The organism is Streptomyces sp. NPDC101181 (assembly GCF_044767975.1).
Lineage (GTDB): Bacteria > Actinomycetota > Actinomycetes > Streptomycetales > Streptomycetaceae > Streptomyces.
This window is the reverse complement of the sequence record NZ_JBIWOX010000004.1, coordinates 24261-46549: the sequence shown is the minus strand read 5'-3', so window position 1 is coordinate 46549 and position 22289 is coordinate 24261. Positions and strand designations below refer to the sequence as shown.

The following is a 22289-nucleotide window of genomic DNA, read 5'->3' as shown; positions in this document are numbered from 1 at the left end:
TGAAGGTCCTTAGTCGGTCGTCTCGTCTAGGCGGTCGTCGCTGCCGCCGGTGCGGCGGGTACGGCCCGAAGCCCGGGAGCGGGTCCCCATCGTACGGATGAATCTATCGTCTGCTCGGTCGGGTCACTTCCCTGCCCGGTTCGTGCATCCGTATCCCCCGGCAACACCGCGGAACTACCCGTCACTACCCCTGAGATAGCCGCTGATGCCGTCCGCCAGGCCTCGGGCGGCCTTCTGTCGCCAATCGGCGCTGGTGAGCAGGGCGGCATCCTTCGGATCACGCATATTGCCGCATTCGATGAACACTTTGGGCACGGTCGACAGATTCAGTCCGCCCAGATCCCCACGGGTGTCCAGTCCTGTATTCCCCCCGATGTAATTGGAGGGCGCGCTTCCGGTCGTGCGGACGAAGTGGCCCGCGATGCGTTCCCCGAGTTCGGCCGAACTCTTCACGATCTTCGTGGTGTCGGCCCCGCCGCCTTTCACCAGGGCGGGCAGGATCACATGGAAGCCCCGGTTGCCCGCCGCCGAACCGTCGGCGTGCACCGAGACCACCGCGTCGGCCTTCGCCTCGTTCCCGATCCGGGCCCGCTCGTCGATGCACGGCCCGAACGGCCGGTCGTCCTCGTGCGTCAGCCGGACCCGGGCCCCCTCGGCCTCCAGCAGGGCGCGCAGCCGCCGGGACACGTCGAGGGTGAACTGGGCCTCCGGATAACCGTCGTTCGTGGACGTACCGGTCGTGTCGCACTCCTTGTGGGCGGTGCCGATGTCGACCTTCTCGTTGATCTCCCGGGTGTGCTCGCGGTTACCGGGGTTGTGGCCCGGGTCGATCACCACGGTCCGGCCGGTCAGCAGGCCGCGCGGCAGCGGCTTCGCGGGCGACGCGGAGGGGTCCGGCCGCTGCCCGGCCGACGACGGCGATGAGGAACGTGCCGGTGCGCCGGCCGTGGCGGAAGCGCCGTCTCCGCCCGGCCGGGGTGCGTCCGCCCCCTTCTCGTCCGCTTCGGGACCGCCCCCGCAACCGGCGGCGGTCAGACAGAGGACGGCCAGTGCGGCGGCCGTGGTCAGGGGCCGGGCGCGGCGGGCGGGGGGAGGACTGTCGTCGTTCGGCACGCGGCGATGCTACCCACCCGCCCGACGGTGTGCCCCGCACCCGGCCGCCGGTCGGCGCGGATTGCCGATCGGATCCCGGCGACCGGTCCCGGCCGGTCGGTACGGGGTCGGGTGCCGTTCTCTGGTCTCCTGGCCGTCGGTGGGTCCGTACGGGGTCGGGTGCCGGTCCCTGCTCTCATGGTCACTGGTGGGTCCGTACGGGGTCGGATGCCGACCCCCGCTCTCCTGGTCGCCGATCGGCCTGTGCTCGGTCGGATTCCCTTGCCTCGTCACCGGGGCGCTCCGGGCGGAGGTCAGCTGCCGGTGCCCGTCCGGCGCAGCACGCGCAGCGAGTCCGTCTCCGACACCTCCGAGAACGCGCCGGAGGCCAGCGCCCGCCGATACACCCGGTACGGGGCCTGCCCGCCGTCCGCCGGGTCGGGGAACACGTCGTGGATCACCAGCAGCCCGCCCTCGGCGAGATGCGGGGCCCAGCCCTCGTAGTCGCCGTGCGCGTGCTCGTCCGTGTGGCCGCCGTCGATGAAGACGAGCCCCAGCGGACCGCCCCACACCGCGGCGATCTGCGGGGAGCGCCCGACGAGCGCCACCACGTGCGGCTCCAGCCCGGCCCGGCGCAGGGTGCGGCGGAACGTCGGCAGGGTGTCCATCAGCCCGACCTCGGCGTCCACCACGCTCGGGTCGTGGTACTCCCAGCCGGGCTGCTGCTCCTCGCTGCCCCGGTGGTGGTCGACGGTGAGCGCGCTCACCCCGGCCGCCCGCGCGGCGTCCGCCAGCAGGATGGTGGAGCGTCCGCAGTACGTGCCCACCTCCAGCAGCGGCAGCCCGAGCGTGCCCGCCTCGACGGCGGCGGCGTACAGGGCGAGCCCTTCGTGGACCGGCATGAAGCCCTTGGCGGCCTCGAACGAGGCGAGGATCTCCGGCTCGGGCCCGGCGGCGGACGCGGGGGACTCGACGGTCAACGGGTTCCTCCAGGTGGGCGGGGGTACGGGGACGGTGTCCCGGTACGCCTACGACGGCGCCCCATCGTGCCGCACGGCCGTGACGGGGGGTCCGGCGGGGGCGGCCGGTGCAGCGCCGACGGTGTCCCCGACGGGCCCGTCGTCCGCGCTCCTGGCCAGCAGCACCGGGCGGCCCGACGGGCGCTGGGAGGGGAGGAAGAACGCCAGCACGAGCCCGGCGAGGACCGCGCCCATGGCGATCAGGAACGAGATCCGGAAGCCCGCCATGGAGGGCACCTCCACCGCGCCCACCCGCACCGAGGTGTTGGCCAGCACCATGCCGATCACCGCGCTCGACACCGAGGTGCCGATCGACCGCATGAGGGTGTTGAGCCCGTTGGCCGCGCCGGTCTCCGAAGGGTCGACGGCTCCGATGATCAGGGCGGGGAGCGAGGAGTAGGCGAGGCCGATCCCGGCCCCGAGCGTCACCGACACCAGCACGGTCTGCCACGCGGCGCTCATCAGCCCGAGCCCTGCCCCGTAACCGACGGCGATGATCAGCATCCCCAGCATCAGGGTGGCCTTCGGCCCCCGGCGGGCGGAGAGGCGGGCGTACAGCGGGGATACGAACATCATCGTCAGGCCCAGCGGGGCCACGCACAGCCCGGCGACGATCATGGACTGCCCGAGACCGTGACCGGTGGCGGCGGGGAGTTGCAGCAGCTGGGGCAGGACGAGGGAGACGGCGTAGAAGGCGACACCGATCATGATCGAGGCGAGGTTGGTCAGCAGCACCTCGCGGCGTGCGGTGGTCCGCAGGTCCACCAGGGGGGCCGGGATGCGCAGCTCGAACACCCCCCACAGGAGGAGGACCACCACGGCGGCGGCCAGCAGGCCGAGGGTGGCGGGCGAGGTCCAGCCCCAGTCGCTGCCCTTGGTGATCGGGAGCAGCAGGCAGACCAGGCCGAGGGAGAGACCGAAGGCGCCGATGTGATCGAACGTGCCCGGCGCGCGCAGCGGGGGCTCGGGCACGAGCGCGAGTGCCAGTCCCATCGCGAGCAGGCCGAGCCCGGCCGAGCCGAGGAACAGCGCGTGCCAGTCGGCGTGCTGGGCGATCAGCGCGGCGGCGGGCAGGGCCAAGCCGCCGCCCACGCCGATGGAGGAGCTCATCAGCGCCATCGCGGAGCCGAGCCGCTCGCGCGGCAGCTCGTCGCGCATGATGCCGATACCGAGCGGGATCGCGCCCATGGCGAAGCCCTGGAGGGCGCGACCGGCGATCATCACCACGAGATCGTCGGTGGAGGCGCAGATCAGCGAACCGACCACCATCACGGCGAGCGAGACCAGCAGCATCCGCCGCTTGCCGTACAGGTCGCCGAGCCGTCCCATGATCGGGGTGGCGACGGCGCCCGCGAGCAGGGTGGAGGTCATCACCCACGTCGCGTCGGCCGGGGTGGTGTCCAGCAGGACGGGCAGATCCTTGATGACGGGCACCAGCAGCGTCTGCATCACCGCGACGGTGATGCCCGCGAAGGCCAGCACGGGCACCAGGGCGGTGCGCCGGGGGCTCGGCGCGGCTATGCCCGTACCGAGCAGGTCGTCTGTCGTCCGTCCCATACGTGCGGCCTCCGGGTGGCGTCCGTCACCCGGGCGTCCCCCGAAGTGCGTGCATACTGAACGCTTCCCCGGGGGTGCCGTATTCCCGTCCGGGGGCCCGTTGTTCTGACCTTCCGTCTGAAAACACGGAACGTGAAAGCCCGCATCGTCGGCGTCGGAGTCGCCGTCGGTGTCGGTGTCGGCGTCGGCAGGATGAAGTCGGAGCAACGTCGGGCTGTACGGGGCGGGGTCGCCCCGAGCCGTAGGTCAGGTCGGTCGGTGACGGGACGTCAGCTCTGCGCGTCCCGGTCCTCCTCGCCGTCGGTCGTCCGGGCGGCGGCCGCCCGGCGCAGATGGCGGTGGCGGGAGGGCGGCTGGTTGCCCATCTCCTCACCGACCATGACCCGCACGGCATCGCGCATGCCGTGCAGCCCCTCGCTGCGCTTGGGGCCGCCGCCGGGGTCGGTGCGCAGCTCCCGCAGCAGGGACCAGCAGAGGAAGAGCATCACCACGACGAAGGGCAGCGCCACCAGGATCGTCGCGCTCTGGAGCGATTCCAGCCCGCCCGCCACCAGCAGGGCCGCCGCGACCGCCGCCATGAGCAGACCCCAGGTCACGACCAGCCAGCGCCGGGGGTGCAGGGCGCCCCGGCTGGTCAGCGAACCCATGACCAGGGAGGCGGAGTCGGCGCTCGTGACGAAGTACATCATGATCAGGATCATCGCGACCCAGGTCGTCACCGTGCTGAGCGGCAGGGCGTCGAGCATTGCGAACAGGGTCGCCTCCGTGCCCTCCTTCGCCTTCTCCGCCATGTCGACGACGTCGGTCTCGGCGAGGCGGATGCCGGTTCCGCCGAGCACCACGAACCACAGGGCGGTCGCCCCGCTCGGTACGAGCAGCACGGCGAGGAGGAACTCGCGGATCGTGCGGCCCTTGGAGATGCGTGCGATGAAGGTGCCGACGAAGGGCGCCCACGACAGCCACCAGGCCCAGTAGAAGATCGTCCACATGCCGAGCCAGCTCTCGCCGCCGAAGGCGCCGGTGCGCGAGGCCATGGGGAGGAGCTGGTCCAGGTAGCCGCCGACCGAGGACGGCAGCACGTCCATGAGGTAGACGGTGGGACCGGCGAAGAAGACGAAGACCATGAGGACGGCGGCGACGACGAGGTTGATCGAGCTGAGCCACTTCACGCCGCCGTGCAGGCCGGTGAAGGCGGAGATCACGAAGGCCGCGCTGAGTACGGCGATGATGACCAGCTGCACGCCGGTGCTCTGGTCGAGGCCCGCCGTCAGGTCGAGCCCGATGGCGATCTGCAGGGCGCCGAGCCCCAGGCTCGTCGCGGTGCCGAAGACGGTGGCGAAGACGGCGAGCAGGTCCAGCACCTTGCCGAAGAGCCCGTTGGCGCGGCGGGCGCCGATGAGCGGGACGAACACGGCGCTCAGCCGGTTGCCCCGGCCCTGACGGAAGCTCGCGTAGCCCAGCGCGAGACCCACGATCCCGTAGATCGCCCACGGCGTCAGGGTCCAGTGGAAGAAGGAGTACTCCATGGCGGCGCTCGCCGCCCCGGACGACTGGGGCGCGGCCCCGCTGGAGGGCGGCGGGCTCAGGTAGTGCGCGACGGGCTCCCCGACGCCGTAGAAGATCAGCCCGATGCCCATGCCCGCGCTGAACATCATCGCGATCCACGAGAAGTTGGAGAATTCCGGAGGGGAATCGTCCCTGCTCAGCCGGATACGGCCGAAGCGGCTGAAGGCGATCATGAGGCACAGCACCAGGAAGACGTCGGCGGCGATGACGAAGAGCCACGCGAAGTTGGCGAGCACCCAGGGCAGGGCCGCGTCCGACGCGCTTTCGAAGCTGTCCTGCCCGAAGGCCGCCCACAGCACGATCCCGATGACACCCAACGCCCCGACGGTCACGACCACCCGGTCCGGAGAGGAGTCCGTCCCGGGGGCGGGGTCCGGGCCCGGACCGGGGGTCGCACCGGATTCCGGGGGTCCGGGGGGCGACTGACCGGTGGGCGGGTGGGCGTTCTCCGTAGTCATAGCGCACCACTATGAGGGCGTATGTCGCCATACGGGCGATCTGCCACGCCGGGTCGGCCGCCGAGGCCGAAGCCACGGGCCTCTCGCCTCCGCCCAGGCCGGAGCTACGAGTCGGCCGCCCCGCCGAGGCCGATGCACCGGGCTCGCCGCCTGGGCCGAGGCCTTCGGCCTGCCGCCCCTGCCGCCCCTGCCGCCCCGGCCGAGGCGCCGGGCCCGTTGCTTTGCCTCCCCCCCCCGCCGGGGGCCCCGGCCCAAGGCCCAAGGACCCCGGCCCCCGGCCCCAGGCCAAAGGACCCCAGACCCGGGCCCAAGGTCCCAGGCGCCGGGTCCGGGGACCGGGACCCCTGCCCGATGTACGGGCCATTCGCCGCCTGCGACCATGACTCCATGCCCGACGTCACCACGCCCCTCCCCGCTCCGCCCGCCGCCTCCCGAATACGGCCCAGCACCTGGGCCGTCGTTCTCGCCGCCTGCACCGGGCAGTTCCTCGTCGTCCTGGACGTCTCCGTCGTCAACGTGGCGCTGCCGTCCATGCGGGCCGACCTGGGGCTGAGCGCCGCCGCCCTCCAGTGGGTGGTCAACGCCTACTCGATCGCCTTCGCCGGGTTCATGCTGCTGGGCGGGCGGGCCGCCGACATCTACGGGCGCAAGCTGATGTTCCTCGTCGGGCTCGGCCTCTTCACCGCCGCCTCCCTCGCGGGCGGCCTGGCCCAGGAGGGCTGGCAGCTCCTGGCCGCCCGTGCCGTCCAGGGCCTCGGGGCCGCCGTCCTCGCCCCGGCCACCCTCACCATCCTCACCGCCGCCGTCCCCGAAGGTCCCGCCCGCACCCGGGCCATCGGCACCTGGATGGCGGTCGGTGCGGGCGGCGGCGCGGCGGGCGGGCTCATCGGCGGGGTGCTCACCGACGCCCTGTCCTGGCGCTGGGTCCTCCTGATCAACGTGCCCATCGGGGCGCTCGTCCTGATCGCCGCCGCCCTGCGGATCACCGAGGGCCGCGCGGGTGACCGGCGCCGCGTCGACCTGCTGGGCGCGGTCCTCGTCACCGCGGGCCTCGCCGCCGTCGCGTACGGGATCGTCCAGACGGAGGCCGAGGGGTGGGCGGCCGCCGCCACGCTCGTTCCGCTGCTCTCCGGGGTGGCGCTGCTCGCCGCGTTCGTGGTGGTCGAGGCGCGGACGGCGGTCCCGTTGGTGCCGCTGCGCGTGTTCTCCGTACGGGCGGTGTCGTCGGCCAACGTGTCGATGCTGCTGATGGGGTCGGCGACCTTCTCCATGTGGTATTTCATGACCGTGTACGCCCAGAACGTCCTCGGCTACACGCCGTTGCAGGCCGGTCTCGCGCTGATTCCGACCTCGGCCGCCGTGATCATCGGCTCCAAGCTCGCGCCCCGGCTGATGGTCCGTACGGGGGCCAAGAGCCTCGCGGTCACTGGGGTGCTGATCACCGCGGTGGGCTTCGGGTGGCAGTCCACCCTGGGTGTCGACGGCTCCTACCTGACCGCGGTCATGTTCCCCGGCATCCTGATGATGGCCGGGGCGGGCCTCGCCTCCACCCCGCTCGCCACCCTCGCCACCTCCGGCGCGGCCCCCGGGGACTCCGGCCTCGTCTCCGGTCTGGTCAACACCTCCCGCACGATGGGCGGGGCGCTGGGTCTCGCGGTGCTCTCGACCGTCGCCGCCGCTCGCACCGCCGGTTCCGGTGAGGCCGCCGAGCTCACCGCCGGGTACGCGGCGGCCTTCCGTACGGCGAGCGGGGTGCTGCTCGCCGGGGTGATCGTCATGCTGCTCTGGCTGCCGAACCACCGGACACCCCGCCCGACGGCCTGACCGCCGGACACCCTCCGGCCCCGGGAAGGGGGATCAGGCGTCGTCGGGGGAGAGGGGCCGCCGGGCCGGGCCGGGTCGGTCCTGCTCAGGGGGGTGTCGGGGCGTCCGGGGTGCGGCCCGACCTCCCCGTGAACGCCGGGTCGATCACCGTCTCCCCGGTCAGGGCCGCCCGGACCGCCCGGACCAGGTCCTCCACCGGGCCGTCCTCGACCAGGAACCCGGCGGCCCCGGCCGCCAGTACCTGCCGCAGCCGCTGCGGCCCGCCGAACGTGGCCAGCATCAGGACCCGGCACTCCGGCACCTCCGCCAGCAGCGCGGCGGCGGTCGCCGGGCCGCCCGCGCCCGGCAGTTCGAAGTCCACCAGTGCCACGTCGGGACGTACGGCGGTGGCTGCGGCCACCGCCTCGTCCCCGGTGGCCGCCCGTGCGACCACCGCGAAGCCCGGCACCATCCCGAGCCGTATCGCCAGAGCGCCGCGGGCGGCCGCCCCGCTCTCCGCGAGCAGGATGCGGACGGACCTCGTGGGCCGGTGCTCCCGGGGCATCTCGTTCACCGGCCCAGCGTAGGCAGGGTTCCCCGTGAAGCCCGTGATCTGACGCCGTGTCAGTGGTCTTCCCAACGTCCGGACGCTGCGTTATACATGGGCCATCGGCTAGAACGCGTTCTAGAAGGGGGCCCGGTCTGCCGGTCACCGCACGACCTCGGTGCGGGCGACGGTGCGGACGGCCGCGCCGAGGTCTTCCCACCACCAAGGAGCGGCTCCGTCATGCCCATCGACGCCCGAGCGGCCATCGCCGCCGAACCCCGCCGAGCCGAGATCGCCTGGGACCACAAGGACGTCCAGCTCTACCACCTGGGCCTCGGCGCGGGCAGCCCCGCCACCGACCCCGACGAACTGCGCTACACCCTGGAGTCCCGCCTCCAGGTGCTGCCCAGCTTCGCCACCGTCGCGGGCGCGGGCACCGCCGCGTTCGGCGGCATGGGGGCACCGGGGATCGACGTGGACCTGGCGGCGGTGCTGCACGGCGGGCAGTCCGTACGGGTCCACCGGCCGCTCCCGGTGACCGGCCGCGCCGCACAGACCTCCAAGGTCGCCGCGGTGTACGACAAGGGCAAGGCCGCCGTCATCGTGCTGCGCACCGAGGCGAGCGACCACGACGGGGCGCTGTGGACCAACGACGCGGAGATCTTCGTACGGGGGGAGGGCGGGTTCGGCGGGGAGCGCGGGCCCTCCGACCGGCTCGCCGCCCCCGGACGGGCCCCCGACCGCACGGTCGAGCGCCCGGTCCGCGACGACCAGGCGCTGCTCTACCGGCTGTCGGGGGACTGGAACCCGCTCCACGCCGACCCCGCCTTCGCCAAGCTCGCCGGGTTCGACCGGCCGATCCTGCACGGCCTGTGCACCTACGGCATGACCCTCAAGGCCGTCACCGACACCCTGCTCGACGGCGACGTCTCCCGCATCCACGCCTACCGCACCCGCTTCGCCGGGGTGGTGTTCCCCGGCGAGACGCTCCGTATCCGGATGTGGGCCGACGACGGCCGCGTCCAGGTCACCGTCACCGCCGCCGAGCGGGACGACGCGCCGGTCCTCACGGACACGCTGGTCGAACACTCCTGAACGCACCCGAACCGCGATGTAGCCGCCGATGTGAGGGGAGCCCACCCATGCGCGCAGCCGTCCTGCACGAGACAGGCCAGGAGAAGCTGGAAGTCCTCGACGACATCGAGGCGGTGGGCTTCGGCCCGGGAAAGGTCAGGCTCCGCATCCGGGCCACCGGACTCTGCCACTCCGACGTCTCCGCGATGAACGGCGTCCTCCCGCAGCCCGCCCCCTTCGTCCCCGGCCACGAGGGCGCGGGCGAGATCGTCGACGTCGGCGACGGGGTGACCGGGCTCAGCGCCGGGGACCGGGTCCTCATCTGCTGGCTGCCCGCCTGCGGGGCCTGCCCCTCCTGCAAACGCGGCCAGACCCAGCTGTGCCTGGCGGGCTTCACGAACGCCGGGACCCCCAACTTCCAGCGCCCCGGCGGCGACGTCTTCGGCTTCGCCGGCACCGGGACCTTCGCCGAGGAGGTCGTCGTCGGCGCGGGCTGCGCGGTGCCGATCCCCGACGACGTCCCCTTCGAGATCGCCGCCCTGATCGGCTGCGGCGTCACCACCGGCCTCGGCGCGGCCATCAACACGGCGCGGGTGGAGGCCGGTTCGTCGGTCGCCGTGATCGGCTGCGGCGGTGTCGGCATCTCCACGATCCAGGGCGCCCGCGTCCAGGGCGCCGCCCAGATCGTCGCCGTCGACCCGGTCGCCTCCCGGCGCGAGGCCGCCCTGGGCTTCGGCGCCACCGAGGCCGTCGCCCCGGACGCACTGGCCGACGCCAAGCAGCGCCTCACCGGCGGCGAGGGCTTCGACTACGTCTTCGAGGTCGTCGGCACGTCCGCGACCACCCGCACCGCCTACGAGCACACCCGCCGCGGCGGCACCCTCTGCGTCGTCGGCGCCGGGGCCATGGACGACACCTTCCAGGTCAACATGTTCGAGCTGTTCTTCGACGAGAAGCGCATCCTGCCCTCCCTCTACGGCGGCGGGGACGTCCTGCGCTCCTACGAACGGGCCATCGCGCTCTGGCGGGCGGGCCGGATCGACCTGGAGTCGATGATCACCCACCGGGTCCGGCTGGAGGAGGTCAACGACGCCCTGGACCAGATGCGTTCGGGCCAGGCGCTGCGCACCTGCATCCAACTCTGAAGGCGCGGAAGGCCGTCCGGCCGTCCGGCTACCCGGCCGTCCCACCACCCGACCACCCGACCACCCGGCCGACGACATCGACTGAGGAACGCGATGCCTCTTCCCCTCCCGCTGGACGGACTGTCCGCGATCGTCACCGGCGCGGGCCGCGGCCTCGGCCGGGCCGAGGCCCTCGAACTGGCCCGGCTCGGCGCGGCCGTCGTCGTCAACGACTACGGACAGCCCGGCCGCGACGGCTCCGGCGAGGCGTCCGCCGCGCCCGCCGAGGAGGTCGCCGCCGAGATCCGGGCGGCGGGCGGCCGGGCCACCGCCCACCTCGGCGACGTGGCCGACCACGAACAGGCCCGCGAGCTGGTCGAGTTGGCGGTCACCACCTACGGCAAGCTCGACATCCTGGTCAACAACGCGGGCATCCTGCGGGACCGCATGATCTTCTCGATGACCGAGGGCGAGTGGGACGCGGTCATCCGCGTCCACCTCAAAGGCCACTTCAACACCACCCACTTCGCCGCCGCCCACTGGCGCACCCGCTCCAAGGAGAGCGGCGGCCCGGTGCACGGGCGGATCGTCAACACCTCGTCGGAGGCGTATCTGGCGGGCTCGGCGGGGCAGCCCAACTACGCGGCGGCCAAGGGCGGCATCGTCGGCCTCACCACCTCCACCGCGCTCGCCCTCGCCCGGTACGGCGTCACCGCCAACGCCATCTGCCCGCGCGCCCGGACCCGGATGACCGAGGACGTCTTCGCGGGCTTCCAGGAACCGGCCGACGGCACCCTCGACCCACTGGCGCCCGAACACGTCGCCCCGCTCGTCGGCTATCTCGCCTCCCCGGCGGCGGCCGGGATCAACGGACAACTGCTCGTCGTCCACGGGGGCATGGTCGCGATCGTGGAGCGGCCGCGTGTGGCGGCCCGATTCGACGCGGCGAACGAGACGTTCACCTTCGCCGAACTGGACGAGTCGCTCACCCCCTACTACGCGGACCGGCCGCCGAACGAGACGTTCGCGGCAGCCGAGGTGCTGGCGCTGAAACGCCGCCGGACGTGACAGCGGGAAGGCCCGGACCCGGCGGTCTGCCGGGTCCGGGCCCTCCTGTTCACGCGCTGCTCGCCGGTCAGGCCGCGTTGGACGCGTCCTCGGCGGGCCGCCGGTGGCGTCCGTGCGGCTGCACCGGTGCGCTCTCCGCCGACGCACCCCCTCGGTGCTTGCCGGGACCGGCGTCGGCCGCCGCCTCGTCCACCCCCTGCGGGCGCGTCTGGGTCGTGTCGGTTCGCGCTTCGGACATGTGGGAAGTCACCCCGGTGTGATCGCTTGCTGGTGTTGCGTACGGGTGCCGCACGCGCGGTTCTGAGCCAAGAGGCCCGAGTTTAGCCAGGCGGCGCGGCGCGGTGCAGAGGCGCCTGCCCCAACGGGACGGGCTTGCACACGGCGGGGGCGGTGACCGCCGTCGACGGGTCCGCTCCGCTGTCCGCGACCTGCGCCCGGCCGGGGCCGGAGAGGGGGTGCGTATCCTCCGGAGCCTCCAGCCGGGCCACCCCGCAGGGCGTCGCGGCGTTGGCGTACGGGAGGTGCAGGACCCCGGCCCGGCTCCAGTAACCGGCCCCCGGCGACCAGCCCTCCGGCGCCGCGAACTGGTGCAGCCTGCGCCCCGCGGGACGCCAGGCCCCCAGCCAGCTGCCCGCCGCCCCGTCGATCCGCAGCGCCACCGCGCAGCTCTCCGGCATCAGCATCTGGCCGGGCTGCACCGCGAACGGCGTCACCGTGATGTCCGCCGGGTCACCCGGGCGCAGGCACTCCGGGAACCGCACGGGCAGGCAACTGCCCAGCACCCCCCACCCGAGCCGGTCCTGCCCCGGGGCGTCCGAACGGAGCAGCAGCAGTCCGCTGTCGGGGTCGGCGAGCAGCAGCCGGTCATCGCTCTCCGGGGCGATCTGGAGCAGCGGCGTCACCTCGCCCTCCCGGCCGAGATCCACGGCGACCGCCTTTACCGGCCCCCCGCCCGGCGGCTCCCGGTCCAGTGCCAGCATCCGGCCCGCCCGGTCCAGCCACACCCCGCCCGAGCAGCGGCCGGGGATTGTCGCGACCCGTTCGGGCCCGAAGGCCCCGCCCGCCACCCGCCACAGGGACGAGACGTGCCCGTCGACCGCGAGGGCGTAGACACCGCTGCCGTCCGGGGACGGCGGCAGCAAGGTCATCGCCGTGGACTCGACCGCTCCCAGCGGGAGTTCACCGGTGCCGGGGCCGGTCGGGTAGAGCAGCGAGAACATCTGCCGGTCCGCGACCCGGCGGGCGATCAGCACCCGCCCGTCCGCGAGCGGGGCCACCTGGGAGTCCGGCTCCTCGGGCTGGTCGAGGGGGAGGGGCACCGCGTACGGCTCGGGCCCGTCCAGCGTCCAGCGCTCCGGATACCAGGCCCGCTCGCCGGGAGCCCCGGGCGCCGCGGTGAGCCGCGCCGCGTAGGCCCCGTCCGCGGTGAGGGTGAGGACGCCGGCGGGCGTGCGCGCGGCCTCGGACGGGCGGGGGCCGGCCGCCGCCGGGCGAGCCGGGCGCTCCGGGGGAGCGGCGGCGTCGGACGGGGGGAACGGGGGCGGTTCGGGGATCGTCGCCCCGGCGCGCGCCACGGCCTCGGCGGGCCGCTCCTCCTCCGGTCCTGGTTCCTCCTCCGGCCCCGTCGCCGGTTCCGTTCCCGGTCCCGATCCCGGTTCCGCCGTCGTGGCGGATCCGGCGGTTCCACCCTCGATGGCACAGGCAGTCATGGACTCGTCACCTCCGGCTACGAAAGCTAGTTTTCGCACTTCCAGCCGAACAACACGAGCCACCTCACTTCACACATAAGGGTGGCGATGCCCGGATTCTCCTGAGGCGGAGGGGGTGGGTGTGCTGCCGGTAACAGCCGCGCCTAAGGTGAGGCATACCTGACCAACGACCCGCGCGCCGCCGTGCACCCCGGCGGACCACTGGAGCAACCGATGTCCCCTCGCCCCCGCGGCACCGCCGCCCTCGCCCTCGCGGTCACCGCCGCCCTCACCCTCGCGGCCTGCGGGAGCGACGGCCAGGCCGGGCCGGGAAAGGGTGGCGACAGGAAGGCCGCTGTCGCCACCGGTGGCCAGGACTTCGCGGACGCGGCGAAGAAGACGGCGGCGTACGGCACCGACGTCGAACCCGGTGAGTTCCCGCGTACGGTCACCCACGCCATGGGGACGACGGAGATCAAGGCCGCACCGAAGCGGGTGGTGGTGCTGGACGTCGGCGAGTTCGACAACGTGGTCTCCCTGGGGCTGCGGCCGGTCGGCTACGCGCCCAGCGAGGGGGACGTGGCCATCCCCTCGTACCTGAAGAAGGACGCGGGCGGGCCGAAGAGCGTCGGCACGATCAACAGCCTCAACCTCGAAGCCATCGCAGGCCTCCAGCCGGACCTGATCCTCGGCAGCCAGTTGCGCGCGGCCGACAAGTACGACGAGCTGTCCAAGATCGCCCCGACCGTCTTCTCCATCCGCCCCGGCTTCACCTGGAAGGAGAACTACCTCCTCAACGCCGCCGCCCTGGACCGCACCGAGCAGGCCCACACGGCGCTCGCCGCGTACCAGGCGAAGGCGGAGAAGCTCGGCAAGGACCTCGGCGCCGACAAGCCGACCGTCTCGATGGTCCGTTACATGCCCGACCGCCTCCGCCTCTACGCGAAGGCCTCGTTCATCGGCACCATCCTCGACGACGTCGGCCTGCCCCGCCCGGAGAACCAGCGCGTCGACGACCTCGCCACCGAGATCAGCCCGGAGCGCATCGACGAGGCGGACGCCGACTGGATCTTCACCGGCGTCTACGGCGACCCGAAGGCCACCCAGCGCGACACGGCCCGGTCCAACCCGCTCTGGAAGAACCTGGAGGCGGTCAAGGCGGGCCGGGCCAAGGACGTCTCCGACGAGACCTGGTACCTCGGCCTCGGCGTCACGTCGGCCGACCTGGTCCTGGACGACCTCCGTACGAACCTGGTGAAGTGACGCCCTCGGCGCTGCTCCGGGACCCTGGGCCCCGGTGAGGTGGCGCCCTCGGCGGGCCCGGGGGCCGGTGAAGTGGCGTCCTCAGGGGAGGCACCGGGGCCCCGGTGGCGTAACGACGCGTGTCAGGCCCCCGGGCCCGGTGACGTGACGAGCGGGTCCGACCCCCGGGGCCGGTGAAGTGACGTCCTCAGGGGAGCCCCGGGGCCTGGTGGCGTAACGACGCGTGTCAGGCCCTCGGGCCTGGTGACGTAACGATGTGTGTCCGGTCCCCGGGCCTCGCGTAGCGGTCCGGCGCTCAGGGGCGACCGGTCACGCCGGACAGGTAGCCTTTCCCCCGTGCCCCGTCTGTCTGAAGTCATCGCCGCTCTCGACGCCCTCTGGCCCCCCGAGCGGGCCGAAGGATGGGACGCGGTCGGTACGGTCTGCGGCGACCCGGATGCCGAGGTCGGCCGGGTGCTGTTCGCCGTCGACCCCGTCCAGGAGATCGCCGACGAGGCCCGGGAGCTGGGCGCCCAGCTGATCGTCACCCACCACCCGCTCTATCTGCGCGGGACGACGACGGTCGCCGCCGACACCTTCAAGGGCCGGGTCGTCCACACCCTGATCAGGCACGGCATCGCCCTCCACGTCGCGCACACCAACGCCGACACCGCCGACCCGGGGGTCTCCGACGCCCTCGCCGGCGCCCTGGACCTGCGGGTCACCGGACCCCTCGTCCCCGACCCCACCGACCCCGGCGGGCGGCGCGGACTCGGCCGGATCTGCGAGCTGGACCACCCCGAGACCCTGGCCGACTTCGCCGCCCGCGCCGCCGCCCGGCTCCCCGCCACCGCGCAGGGCATCCGGCTGGCGGGCGACCCGGCGGCGCTCGTGCGGACCGTCGCCGTCAGCGGCGGCTCCGGCGACAGCCTCTTCGACGCCGTACGCGCCGCTGGCGTCGACGCCTTCCTCACCGCGGACCTGCGCCACCACCCGGCGTCCGAGGCCGTGCAGCACTCGCCGCTCGGCCTGCTCGACGCCGCGCACTGGGCCACCGAGTGGCCCTGGTGCGAGCAGGCGGCCGCGCAGCTCGACGCGCTTTCCGACCGCCACGGATGGGACCTGCGGGTCCATGTCTCGAAGCAGGTCACCGACCCCTGGACCACCCACCATTCCTCTGGAGCCCCCAACTGAACGCCGCGCCCGCCGACCAGATCCGACTTCTCGACGTCCAGGCACTCGACGTACGTCTCGCCCAGCTCTCCCACAAGCGCACCTCGCTGCCGGAGCACGCCGAGATCGAGCAGCTCAGCAGCGACCTCGCCCAGCTGCGTGACCTCCTGGTCGCCTCCACGACCGAGGAGAGCGACACCACCCGCGAGCAGACCAAGGCCGAACAGGACGTGGACCAGGTGCGCCAGCGCGCCGTCCGCGACCAGCAGCGCCTGGACTCCGGCGCGGTCTCCTCGCCCAAGGACCTGGAGAGCCTCCAGCGCGAGATCACCTCGCTCGCCAAGCGGCAGGCGGACCTGGAGGACGTCGTCCTGGAGATCATGGAGCGCCGCGAGGCCGCCCAGGAGCGGGTCGCCGAGCTGACCGAGCGGGTCTCCGCCGTCCAGGCCAAGGTCGACGACGCGACCGCACGCCGCGACGCCGCCACCGCCGAACTGGACGCCGAGGCCGCCACGGTGTCCAAGGACCGCCAGGTCGTGGCCGAGGTCATCCCCGCCGACCTGCTGAAGCTGTACGACAAGCTCCGTGCCCAGCAGGGCGGGGTCGGCGCCGCCCGCCTCTACCAGCGCCGCTGCGAGGGCTGCCGCCTGGAGCTGAACATGGCGGAGGTGAGCGAGGTGAAGGCCGCGTCCCCCGAAACGGTCCTGCGCTGCGAGAACTGCCACCGCATCCTGGTCCGCACCTCGGAGTCGGGCCTGTAATGAGCGCTGCCCGCCGGCTGGTGGTCGAGGCGGACGGCGGCTCCCGGGGCAACCCGGGGCCCGCCGGTTACGGTGCCGTCGTCATCGACGCGGCCACCGGCGAGACCCTCGCCGAGGCCGCCGAGTACATCGGCGTCGCGACGAACAACGTCGCCGAGTACCGCGGTCTGATCGCCGGACTGACCGCCGCGAAGGCGCTGTTCCCGGACGCGGCGGGAGCGACGGGCGAGGCCGGTGAGGCTGGTGCGGGGGAGCCACTGGAGGTCCGCGTCCGGATGGACTCCAAGCTGGTGGTCGAGCAGATGTCGGGGCGCTGGAAGATCAAGCACCCCGACATGAAGCCGCTGGCGGCCCGCGCCGCCGCGATCCTGCCGCCGTCCTCGGTGACGTACGAGTGGATTCCGCGCGCGCGGAACCAGCACGCCGACCGGCTCGCCAACGAGGCGATGGACGCGGCCCGCGACGGCAGGCAGTGGGAGGCCGCCGATTCGAGGGCCGCGCTCGACGCCCCCGAGGGGCTGTTCCCCGTGCCGGGCACGGCCACGACCGGACCGGCGGACGCCCGGCCCGCACCGGCGTCGCATCCCGCCGAGGCCCCGCGGACCGCACGGGCGGCGCAGGCCGCGGAGGCTCCGCTGCCCGCCGAGGCCCCGCTGCCCGCTGGGGCACCGCAGCCCGCCCGGACGCCGCAGACCGGCTGGGGCGCGGCGCCCGACCTGGGCGAGCCCGCCACCCTCTTCCTGCTCCGGCACGGCGAGACCGCGCTCACCCCGCAGAAGCGGTTCTCCGGGAGCGGCGGCACCGACCCCGGACTCTCCGCCACCGGCCGCGAGCAGGCCACCCGGGCCGCCGCCCGCTTCGCCGCCCTCGGTACCGTCCAGGAGATCGTCAGCTCCCCGCTGCGCCGCTGCCGCGAGACCGCCACCGCCGTCGCGGCCCGCCTCGGTCTGGAGGTCCGGGTCGACGAGGGCCTGCGCGAGACGGACTTCGGGGCGTGGGAGGGGCTGACCTTCGGTCAGGTACGGGAGCGGTACGGCGACGACCTGACCGCCTGGCTGGCCTCCCCGGACACCGCGCCGACCGGGGGCGGCGAGAGCTTCACGGAGGTCGCCGACCGGGTCGCGGCCGCCCGGGACCGGATCGTCGCCCGGTACGCGGGGCGCACGGTCCTCCTGGTCACCCATGTGACCCCGGTCAAGACGCTGGTCCGCCTCGCCCTGGGGGCCCCGGCCGAGGCGCTGTTCCGGATGGAGCTGTCGGCCGCGTCGGTCTCCGCGATCGCGTACTACGCGGACGGCAACGCCTCCGTGACGCTGCTCAACGACACCTCCCACCTGCGCTAGCGGCACGCGACGGGCCACCGCCCACCGGCGATCGGCCACCAGGGCGCCGGCACCGCGCGGGGCGGTCGGCCGCCGTGCTCCGCGCGGGCCGGATCGCGCGCCGTACTACGCTCCGAGCGCCGCCGCCTCGGCCGCCAGCCGGGTCACCCGGTCCCAGTCCTTGTCGGCCACCGCGTCGGCCGGGACCATCCAACTGCCGCCCACGCAACCGACGTTCGGCAGAGCCAGATACGAGGGCGCGGAGGCGAGCGAGATGCCTCCGGTCGGGCAGAAACGGGCCTGGGGGAGCGGTGCGGACAGCGCCTTGAGGTAGGCCGTGCCGCCCGCCGCCTCGGCCGGGAAGAACTTCATCTCGCTCACCCCGCGCTCCAGCAGGGCCACCACCTCGGAGGTCGTCGAGACCCCGGGCAGGAACGGCACACCGGACGCCTTCATCGCGTCGAGCAGCGCGTCCGTCCAGCCCGGACTGACCAGGAAGCGGGCCCCGGCGTCGACGGTCTCCCGTACGTGCCGCGGGGAGATGACCGTACCCGCGCCGACCACCGCGCCCGGGACCTCGGCGGCCATGGCCCGGATGGACTCCAGCGCGGCGGGCGTCCGCAGCGTCACCTCGATCGCCGGGAGCCCGCCCGCCACCAGGGCCCGCGCCAGCGGCACCGCGTCGGCCGCGTCGTGCAGCACGACGACGGGGACGACGGGAGCGAGATCCAGGACGGAGGGCGACGCGGAGGAGTTCATGGGGGTCATACTGCCGCGCTGCCGTCATTATCTGCAACGAGCGTTGCGTAGGACGCAACGCGCAGCTGGGTGGGCCGCCGCCTTCCGCTGGTCGAGCCGAACTCCGCTGGTCGAGCCGCCCACTGGTGGACCTCCGCCACAGGATCTCCGTCAGTGGATCTCCGTCACCACCACGTCCAGCGACCACGGCCGCCCGGCCCGAACCGGGGCCTGCGCCTCCACCGTGTACCCGAGGTCCCGCAACGCCTCCACCAGCCGCGCCGGGTCCTTCGGCCGCGCATCCGCCAGGAGCAGGTCCCGCACCAGCCGCCCCTTCGTCGCCTTGTTGAAGTGGCTGACGACGGACCGCTTCTCGACCCCGCCCACCACCTGGGAGTGGAGCACCCGCACGCTCGCCGTACGCTCGGCCACCTCGCCCTTCGGCTTCCAGGCCGCGGTGTACGCCGAGGACCGCAGGTCCAGGACGAGCCCGTCCCCCGCGGCCTCGGGCATGACGGCCGCCATGGGCGTACGCCAGTACGCGCCGAGCGCGCCGAGACCGGGCAGCTTCACGCCCCCCGAGCAGCGGTACGGCGGGATCCGGTCGTCGATCCGCACCGCGCCCCACAGCCCGGAGAAGACCAGCAGCGACTTCATGGCCCGGCGCCGCGCCGCCGGGGGCAGGGACGCCAGGTCGAGGGCGTCGTACAGCACACCCGTGTACAGCTCCCCGGCCGGCCGGGCCCCGGCGGTACGCAGTTCGGCGTTCTTCGCCACCTCGCCCCGCAGCCCCACGCTGAGCCCGAGCACCTCGCGGGCCTTCTGCTCGTCCGCCTGGCACAGCTCGACCAGCTCGTCCAGCACCGCCGACCGGGCCGGGGCGAGCCCCGGAAGCGACAGCGACTCCGGTTTCAGGGGCGCCCCCCGTCCCGAGGCGGCCTTTCCTTCGGAGGGCGGCAACAGCACGAGCACGGCGGTTCTCCTTCGTACGTACGGCGCAAGCGCGGCCCCGGTCCGCGTGCGGGCGCTCCGGGTCCCCGGCAAGGGTACGGGGACCCAGCGGCCGCCCCCGCCCACCGGGACCGGGCCGGTGACCTGGCCAGGAGCAACCCCGCGGCGCCCCTCCGGGAGCGCACTACCTGGCTGCGCACTGCGCCGTCTCGGCAGGGCGAACTCTTCGACGCGTACGTCATCGACCTCCAGGATCGCGACCCCTCCACCGGCGCGGTCCTGTCAGCGCCGGCGTGAGCGGGGTCGGCGTCGGATTCCGTACGAGCGCGGCGACGGCCGCCCGCGGATCGTCCGCATGAAACCGGAGCGTCCGCGCGCTCCCGCCCCGCCCGAGCGGCCGGACGTACTCCACCGGTCCGGCCAGCTCCACGGTCACCGTGGTCTGGCTCCCCACCGCCAGATCGAGGGTTCCGTTCTCATCGGCCCGCACCAGCCCGCCACCCGGGTAGCGGCGCTCCACCCGGGCGGAGTCGATGAGGGCGGCGGGCACCCGCAGATCGAACAGGGCGCCATAGCGCAGCCGCAGCGAACCGTCCGCCGTCACGAGGTGCGGCCGGGTCACGCAGGCCGCGTGCAGCGCGACGATCAGCACCGTCCCGTAGACGCCCACGACGAGCAGGACCAGGTGGACCAGCGGCCAGGGGGTCACCAGGGCCAGCACCACGGTCTCCAGGACGGAAGCGAAGAAGAACGCCCCCATGGTCCCGGTCTGCAGTTCGGTGTACGAGAAGGACTGGGCCCCTTCCGGGACCCGGTGGTGGCGGCGCAGCACCCACAGGCCGAGGCTGTGCAGGGCGCGGAACTCGTGCGTCAGCAGCCGCCGCACGACCACCGGGACCACGGTGCGCACCGCCGACAGCGCTGCCGCCCGCCGCCGGGCGCCCTTCCGCCGCCGGGCCGCGTACAACGGCCACAGCACGCTGGTCTCCAGCGCGACCACCCCCATGACCAGAACCTCCGCTGCCATCAGGGCCGCGCCGGACAGTCGCACCCCGGCCACCAGGCCGACGACGAGGGCCAGTTCGGCGAGGAGCCCGGTCCACACGGCGATCCGGGCCACCCGCAGCCGTGCCGCGCTCACGACGTACCGCCCCGCGCCGCGCGCACCCGGGTGGCCAGTGTCTCCATCAGCTGACGGACCACCTCGCGCTGGGCGGGCGGGTAGTCGTCCAGCAGCACCCGCCCGAAGCCGGTCGCCGAGGGCTCGCCGACCGGGATCACCGCCAGCGCCTCGTCCGGTACGGCGGCGGCCATGTCGGCAGCCAGCGGCGCGATCCGCGGATCGTCGGTCCCGGCCCCGGCCAGTTCGTCGAGCCGCTCGTACAGCACCAGAACGCCGGGGTCCTCCGCCAGCGGCTTCAGCACTGCGTACACCTGAGCCTCGTCTCCGCCGTCCACGGCGTCCAGCAGGGACAGGTGCTCGCGGTCCTTCGCGGCGGCCGGTGAAGCGGTGGGCGGCGCGCTCTCCAGCAACGCGGCCAGGGCGGGGGAGAGCGGTCCGTCCGCGGTGGGTGGCGACGCCAGCAGCGCGGCCAGCATCCGCCGCCGCTCGTGGATCTCCCGCTCCTGCTGGGCCAGGTCCGCGTCCAGTTCGCCGAGCACCTCGGCCAGCTCCCGGCCCGCGTCGTCCGCGAGCACGTCCCGTACCTCGTCCAGCGAGAGCCCCAGCTCGGTCAGCCGCCGGACACGGGTCAGCAGCACGGCGTCCCGGACGCGGTACACCCGGTATCCGTTGGCCCGCCGACCGGGCTCGGGGAGCAGGCCGATGTGGTGGTAGTGCCGGACGGCCCGGGAGGTGACTCCCGCGAGCGCGGCGATCTCTCCGATGCGCATGCGGCCAGGAGACACCCTGACGCCGCGACAAGGTCAAGGGCCGCTTTCGCCGCTTCCGTCCCGGCGCTGTGGAGCTGTGCCACGATCGGGGGAAGAACTCCCATCTCACGGAGGGCTGGTCCCCCGATGTCCCAGTCTGGCGAGCGACCGAGGAAGGAGCGTGACATGACTGCCATGGCGCACGAGCCGTTCACGCAGGCAGAAGTCCTTCTGGAGGGCTTCCTTGCCCTGGACACGCCGGAAGGCTTCCGGGCGGAACTGATCGAGGGGGAGATCGTCGTGACGCCGCCGCCGGACGGGGACCACGAGGACTACATCAGCCTGGTCCTCAAGCAGGTGTTGAAGAAGTCCCGCACCGAGATGGACTTCTCCGGGAACAAGGGTCTGAAGCTCCGCAGCGGGGGTGGCTGCCCCAAGAACCACGTGATCCCCGACGGAACCTTCGCCCCCACCGCCCTCCGGCTCTTCCGCGGCGCCGACCCCTGGATGCCCCCCGAAGGCGTCGCCCTGGTCGTGGAGGTCACCTCCACCAGGCCGCAGGCCGACCGCGGGGCCAAGCGCCGCTGCTACGCCCGTGGCGGCATCCCGCTCTACCTGCTCATCGACCGGGACGAGAGTTCGGTGACCCTGTTCAGCGACCCGGGAGACGCCGACTACCGCCAGCACCTCACCCTCCCGTACGGAAAGCCGCTCGCGCTCCCCGAGCCGTTCGCCTTCGACCTGGAGACCGTGGACTTCGGCTGAGGGCCGCGGACGGACCCGCCGGTCTGCCCGGTAGCATGGTGATCGCGGCAGACGAGTCGTGCGGACGGTCGCGTGAGGTTCCCCCGGGAGCCTCCCGAGGAACGTCCGGGCTCCACAGAGCAGGGTGGTGGCTAACGGCCACCCGGGGTGACCCGCGGGACAGTGCCACAGAAAACAGACCGCCCGGGACTCCGGTCCCGGGTAAGGGTGAAACGGTGGTGTAAGAGACCACCAGCGCCTGAGGTGACTCAGGCGGCTAGGTAAACCCCACTCGGAGCAAGGTCAAGAGGGGCGCCCGGAGACGGGAGGCCCTGCGTGAACGTTCGAGGGCTGCTCGCCCGAGTTCGCGGGTGGACCGCAGGAGGCCGGCAGCAATGCCGGTCCTAGATGGATGGCCGTCTCCCCGGCCGCCGCGAGGCGACCGGGTGACAGAACCCGGCGTACAGCGCGACTCGTCTGCCCCTCAGGG

20 protein-coding genes and 1 other RNA gene are annotated in these 22289 nt (G+C 73.5%); 10 read left to right on the top strand and 11 right to left on the bottom strand.

Translation table 11 applies throughout. From position 1 onward, the window contains the following. Window positions 1–174 precede the first annotated feature (174 nt). From ACIRRU_RS08665 to ACIRRU_RS08650, 4 genes are all read right to left on the bottom strand, one after another. Window positions 175–1113 carry an N-acetylmuramoyl-L-alanine amidase gene (locus tag ACIRRU_RS08665; protein WP_403677996.1) on the bottom strand — a complete coding sequence of 313 codons (939 nt, stop codon included), beginning with the start codon at window positions 1111–1113 and terminating at the stop codon, window positions 175–177. Window positions 1114–1406: 293 nt separating this feature from the next. After that, window positions 1407–1994, bottom strand: a complete 588-nt coding sequence (locus ACIRRU_RS08660) for a class I SAM-dependent methyltransferase (RefSeq protein WP_403678370.1) — start codon at window positions 1992–1994, stop codon at window positions 1407–1409. Between the two features lie 126 nt (window positions 1995–2120). Continuing rightward, the gene (locus tag ACIRRU_RS08655) at window positions 2121–3668 is read right to left on the bottom strand and encodes an MFS transporter (protein ID WP_403677993.1); all 1548 of its coding nucleotides are present in this window, start codon (window positions 3666–3668) and stop codon (window positions 2121–2123) included. A gap of 269 nt (window positions 3669–3937) precedes the next feature. Continuing rightward, the gene (locus ACIRRU_RS08650; protein ID WP_403677990.1) at window positions 3938–5692 is read right to left on the bottom strand and encodes a BCCT family transporter; all 1755 of its coding nucleotides are present in this window, start codon (window positions 5690–5692) and stop codon (window positions 3938–3940) included. A 387-nt stretch (window positions 5693–6079) separates the two neighbouring features. Here ACIRRU_RS08650 and ACIRRU_RS08645 point away from each other — a divergent pair, with 387 nt between their 5' ends. Then, window positions 6080–7516: a DHA2 family efflux MFS transporter permease subunit gene (locus tag ACIRRU_RS08645; protein ID WP_403677987.1), complete on the top strand. Its 1437-nt coding sequence runs from the start codon at window positions 6080–6082 to the stop codon at window positions 7514–7516. Window positions 7517–7601: 85 nt separating this feature from the next. Here ACIRRU_RS08645 and ACIRRU_RS08640 read toward each other — a convergent pair whose 3' ends face one another. Further along, entirely contained in the window at window positions 7602–8060 is a 459-nt protein-coding gene (locus ACIRRU_RS08640; protein ID WP_403678368.1) for a response regulator, read from the bottom strand. A gap of 222 nt (window positions 8061–8282) precedes the next feature. Between ACIRRU_RS08640 and ACIRRU_RS08635 the strand changes: the two genes are divergently transcribed. The 3 genes from ACIRRU_RS08635 to ACIRRU_RS08625 all read left to right on the top strand — a co-directional run bounded on the left by ACIRRU_RS08635 (window position 8283) and on the right by ACIRRU_RS08625 (window position 11308). Continuing rightward, window positions 8283–9137, top strand: coding sequence for a MaoC/PaaZ C-terminal domain-containing protein (locus ACIRRU_RS08635; RefSeq protein WP_403677984.1), 855 nt, complete (start codon window positions 8283–8285; stop codon window positions 9135–9137). A gap of 47 nt (window positions 9138–9184) precedes the next feature. Further along, a complete protein-coding gene (locus ACIRRU_RS08630) occupies window positions 9185–10261 on the top strand; it encodes a Zn-dependent alcohol dehydrogenase (RefSeq protein ID WP_403677981.1) in 1077 nt (358 codons plus the stop codon). Window positions 10262–10354: 93 nt separating this feature from the next. Further along, window positions 10355–11308, top strand: a complete 954-nt coding sequence (locus ACIRRU_RS08625) for a 3-oxoacyl-ACP reductase (protein ID WP_403677978.1) — start codon at window positions 10355–10357, stop codon at window positions 11306–11308. 67 nt (window positions 11309–11375) lie between these two features. On the opposite strand, the gene ACIRRU_RS08620 is transcribed toward ACIRRU_RS08625, so the two are convergent. Continuing rightward, window positions 11376–11546 carry a hypothetical protein gene (locus ACIRRU_RS08620; RefSeq protein ID WP_363202679.1) on the bottom strand — a complete coding sequence of 57 codons (171 nt, stop codon included), beginning with the start codon at window positions 11544–11546 and terminating at the stop codon, window positions 11376–11378. 82 nt (window positions 11547–11628) lie between these two features. Next, window positions 11629–13017, bottom strand: coding sequence for a hypothetical protein (locus ACIRRU_RS08615; protein WP_403677974.1), 1389 nt, complete (start codon window positions 13015–13017; stop codon window positions 11629–11631). Between the two features lie 213 nt (window positions 13018–13230). Between ACIRRU_RS08615 and ACIRRU_RS08610 the strand changes: the two genes are divergently transcribed. The 4 genes from ACIRRU_RS08610 (at window position 13231) to ACIRRU_RS08595 (ending at window position 17515) form a co-directional block, all read left to right on the top strand. Further along, the gene (locus ACIRRU_RS08610) at window positions 13231–14259 is read left to right on the top strand and encodes an ABC transporter substrate-binding protein (RefSeq protein ID WP_403677971.1); all 1029 of its coding nucleotides are present in this window, start codon (window positions 13231–13233) and stop codon (window positions 14257–14259) included. Window positions 14260–14595: 336 nt separating this feature from the next. Further along, complete coding sequence (locus ACIRRU_RS08605) at window positions 14596–15432, top strand: Nif3-like dinuclear metal center hexameric protein (protein WP_363202676.1); 837 nt, start codon at window positions 14596–14598, stop codon at window positions 15430–15432. After that, a complete protein-coding gene (locus tag ACIRRU_RS08600; RefSeq protein WP_363202763.1) occupies window positions 15429–16172 on the top strand; it encodes a C4-type zinc ribbon domain-containing protein in 744 nt (247 codons plus the stop codon). Before ACIRRU_RS08605 ends, ACIRRU_RS08600 begins: the two co-directional genes overlap by 4 nt. Next, on the top strand, window positions 16172–17515 hold the full coding sequence (locus ACIRRU_RS08595; protein ID WP_403677967.1) for a bifunctional RNase H/acid phosphatase: 1344 nt from the start codon (window positions 16172–16174) through the stop codon (window positions 17513–17515). Before ACIRRU_RS08600 ends, ACIRRU_RS08595 begins: the two co-directional genes overlap by 1 nt. 105 nt (window positions 17516–17620) lie before the next feature. Here the strand turns inward: ACIRRU_RS08595 and eda are convergent, their stop codons facing one another. The 4 genes from eda to ACIRRU_RS08575 all read right to left on the bottom strand — a co-directional run bounded on the left by eda (window position 17621) and on the right by ACIRRU_RS08575 (window position 21076). Then, complete coding sequence (eda, locus tag ACIRRU_RS08590; RefSeq protein WP_403677964.1) at window positions 17621–18253, bottom strand: bifunctional 4-hydroxy-2-oxoglutarate aldolase/2-dehydro-3-deoxy-phosphogluconate aldolase; 633 nt, start codon at window positions 18251–18253, stop codon at window positions 17621–17623. Between the two features lie 150 nt (window positions 18254–18403). After that, entirely contained in the window at window positions 18404–19204 is an 801-nt protein-coding gene (yaaA, locus tag ACIRRU_RS08585) for a peroxide stress protein YaaA (RefSeq protein WP_403677962.1), read from the bottom strand. 217 nt (window positions 19205–19421) lie between these two features. Next, window positions 19422–20324 (bottom strand): hypothetical protein, encoded by a 903-nt coding sequence (locus tag ACIRRU_RS08580; protein WP_403677959.1) that lies wholly within the window; start codon window positions 20322–20324, stop codon window positions 19422–19424. Further along, window positions 20321–21076: a MerR family transcriptional regulator gene (locus tag ACIRRU_RS08575; RefSeq protein WP_403677956.1), complete on the bottom strand. Its 756-nt coding sequence runs from the start codon at window positions 21074–21076 to the stop codon at window positions 20321–20323. Before ACIRRU_RS08575 ends, ACIRRU_RS08580 begins: the two co-directional genes overlap by 4 nt. 174 nt (window positions 21077–21250) lie before the next feature. Between ACIRRU_RS08575 and ACIRRU_RS08570 the strand changes: the two genes are divergently transcribed. Together ACIRRU_RS08570 and rnpB are read left to right on the top strand one after the other, a co-directional pair. Continuing rightward, the gene (locus tag ACIRRU_RS08570) at window positions 21251–21820 is read left to right on the top strand and encodes a Uma2 family endonuclease (RefSeq protein ID WP_403678366.1); all 570 of its coding nucleotides are present in this window, start codon (window positions 21251–21253) and stop codon (window positions 21818–21820) included. A gap of 52 nt (window positions 21821–21872) precedes the next feature. Continuing rightward, window positions 21873–22279: RNase P RNA component class A (gene rnpB / locus ACIRRU_RS08565), an RNA gene on the top strand. Window positions 22280–22289: the final 10 nt, after the last annotated feature.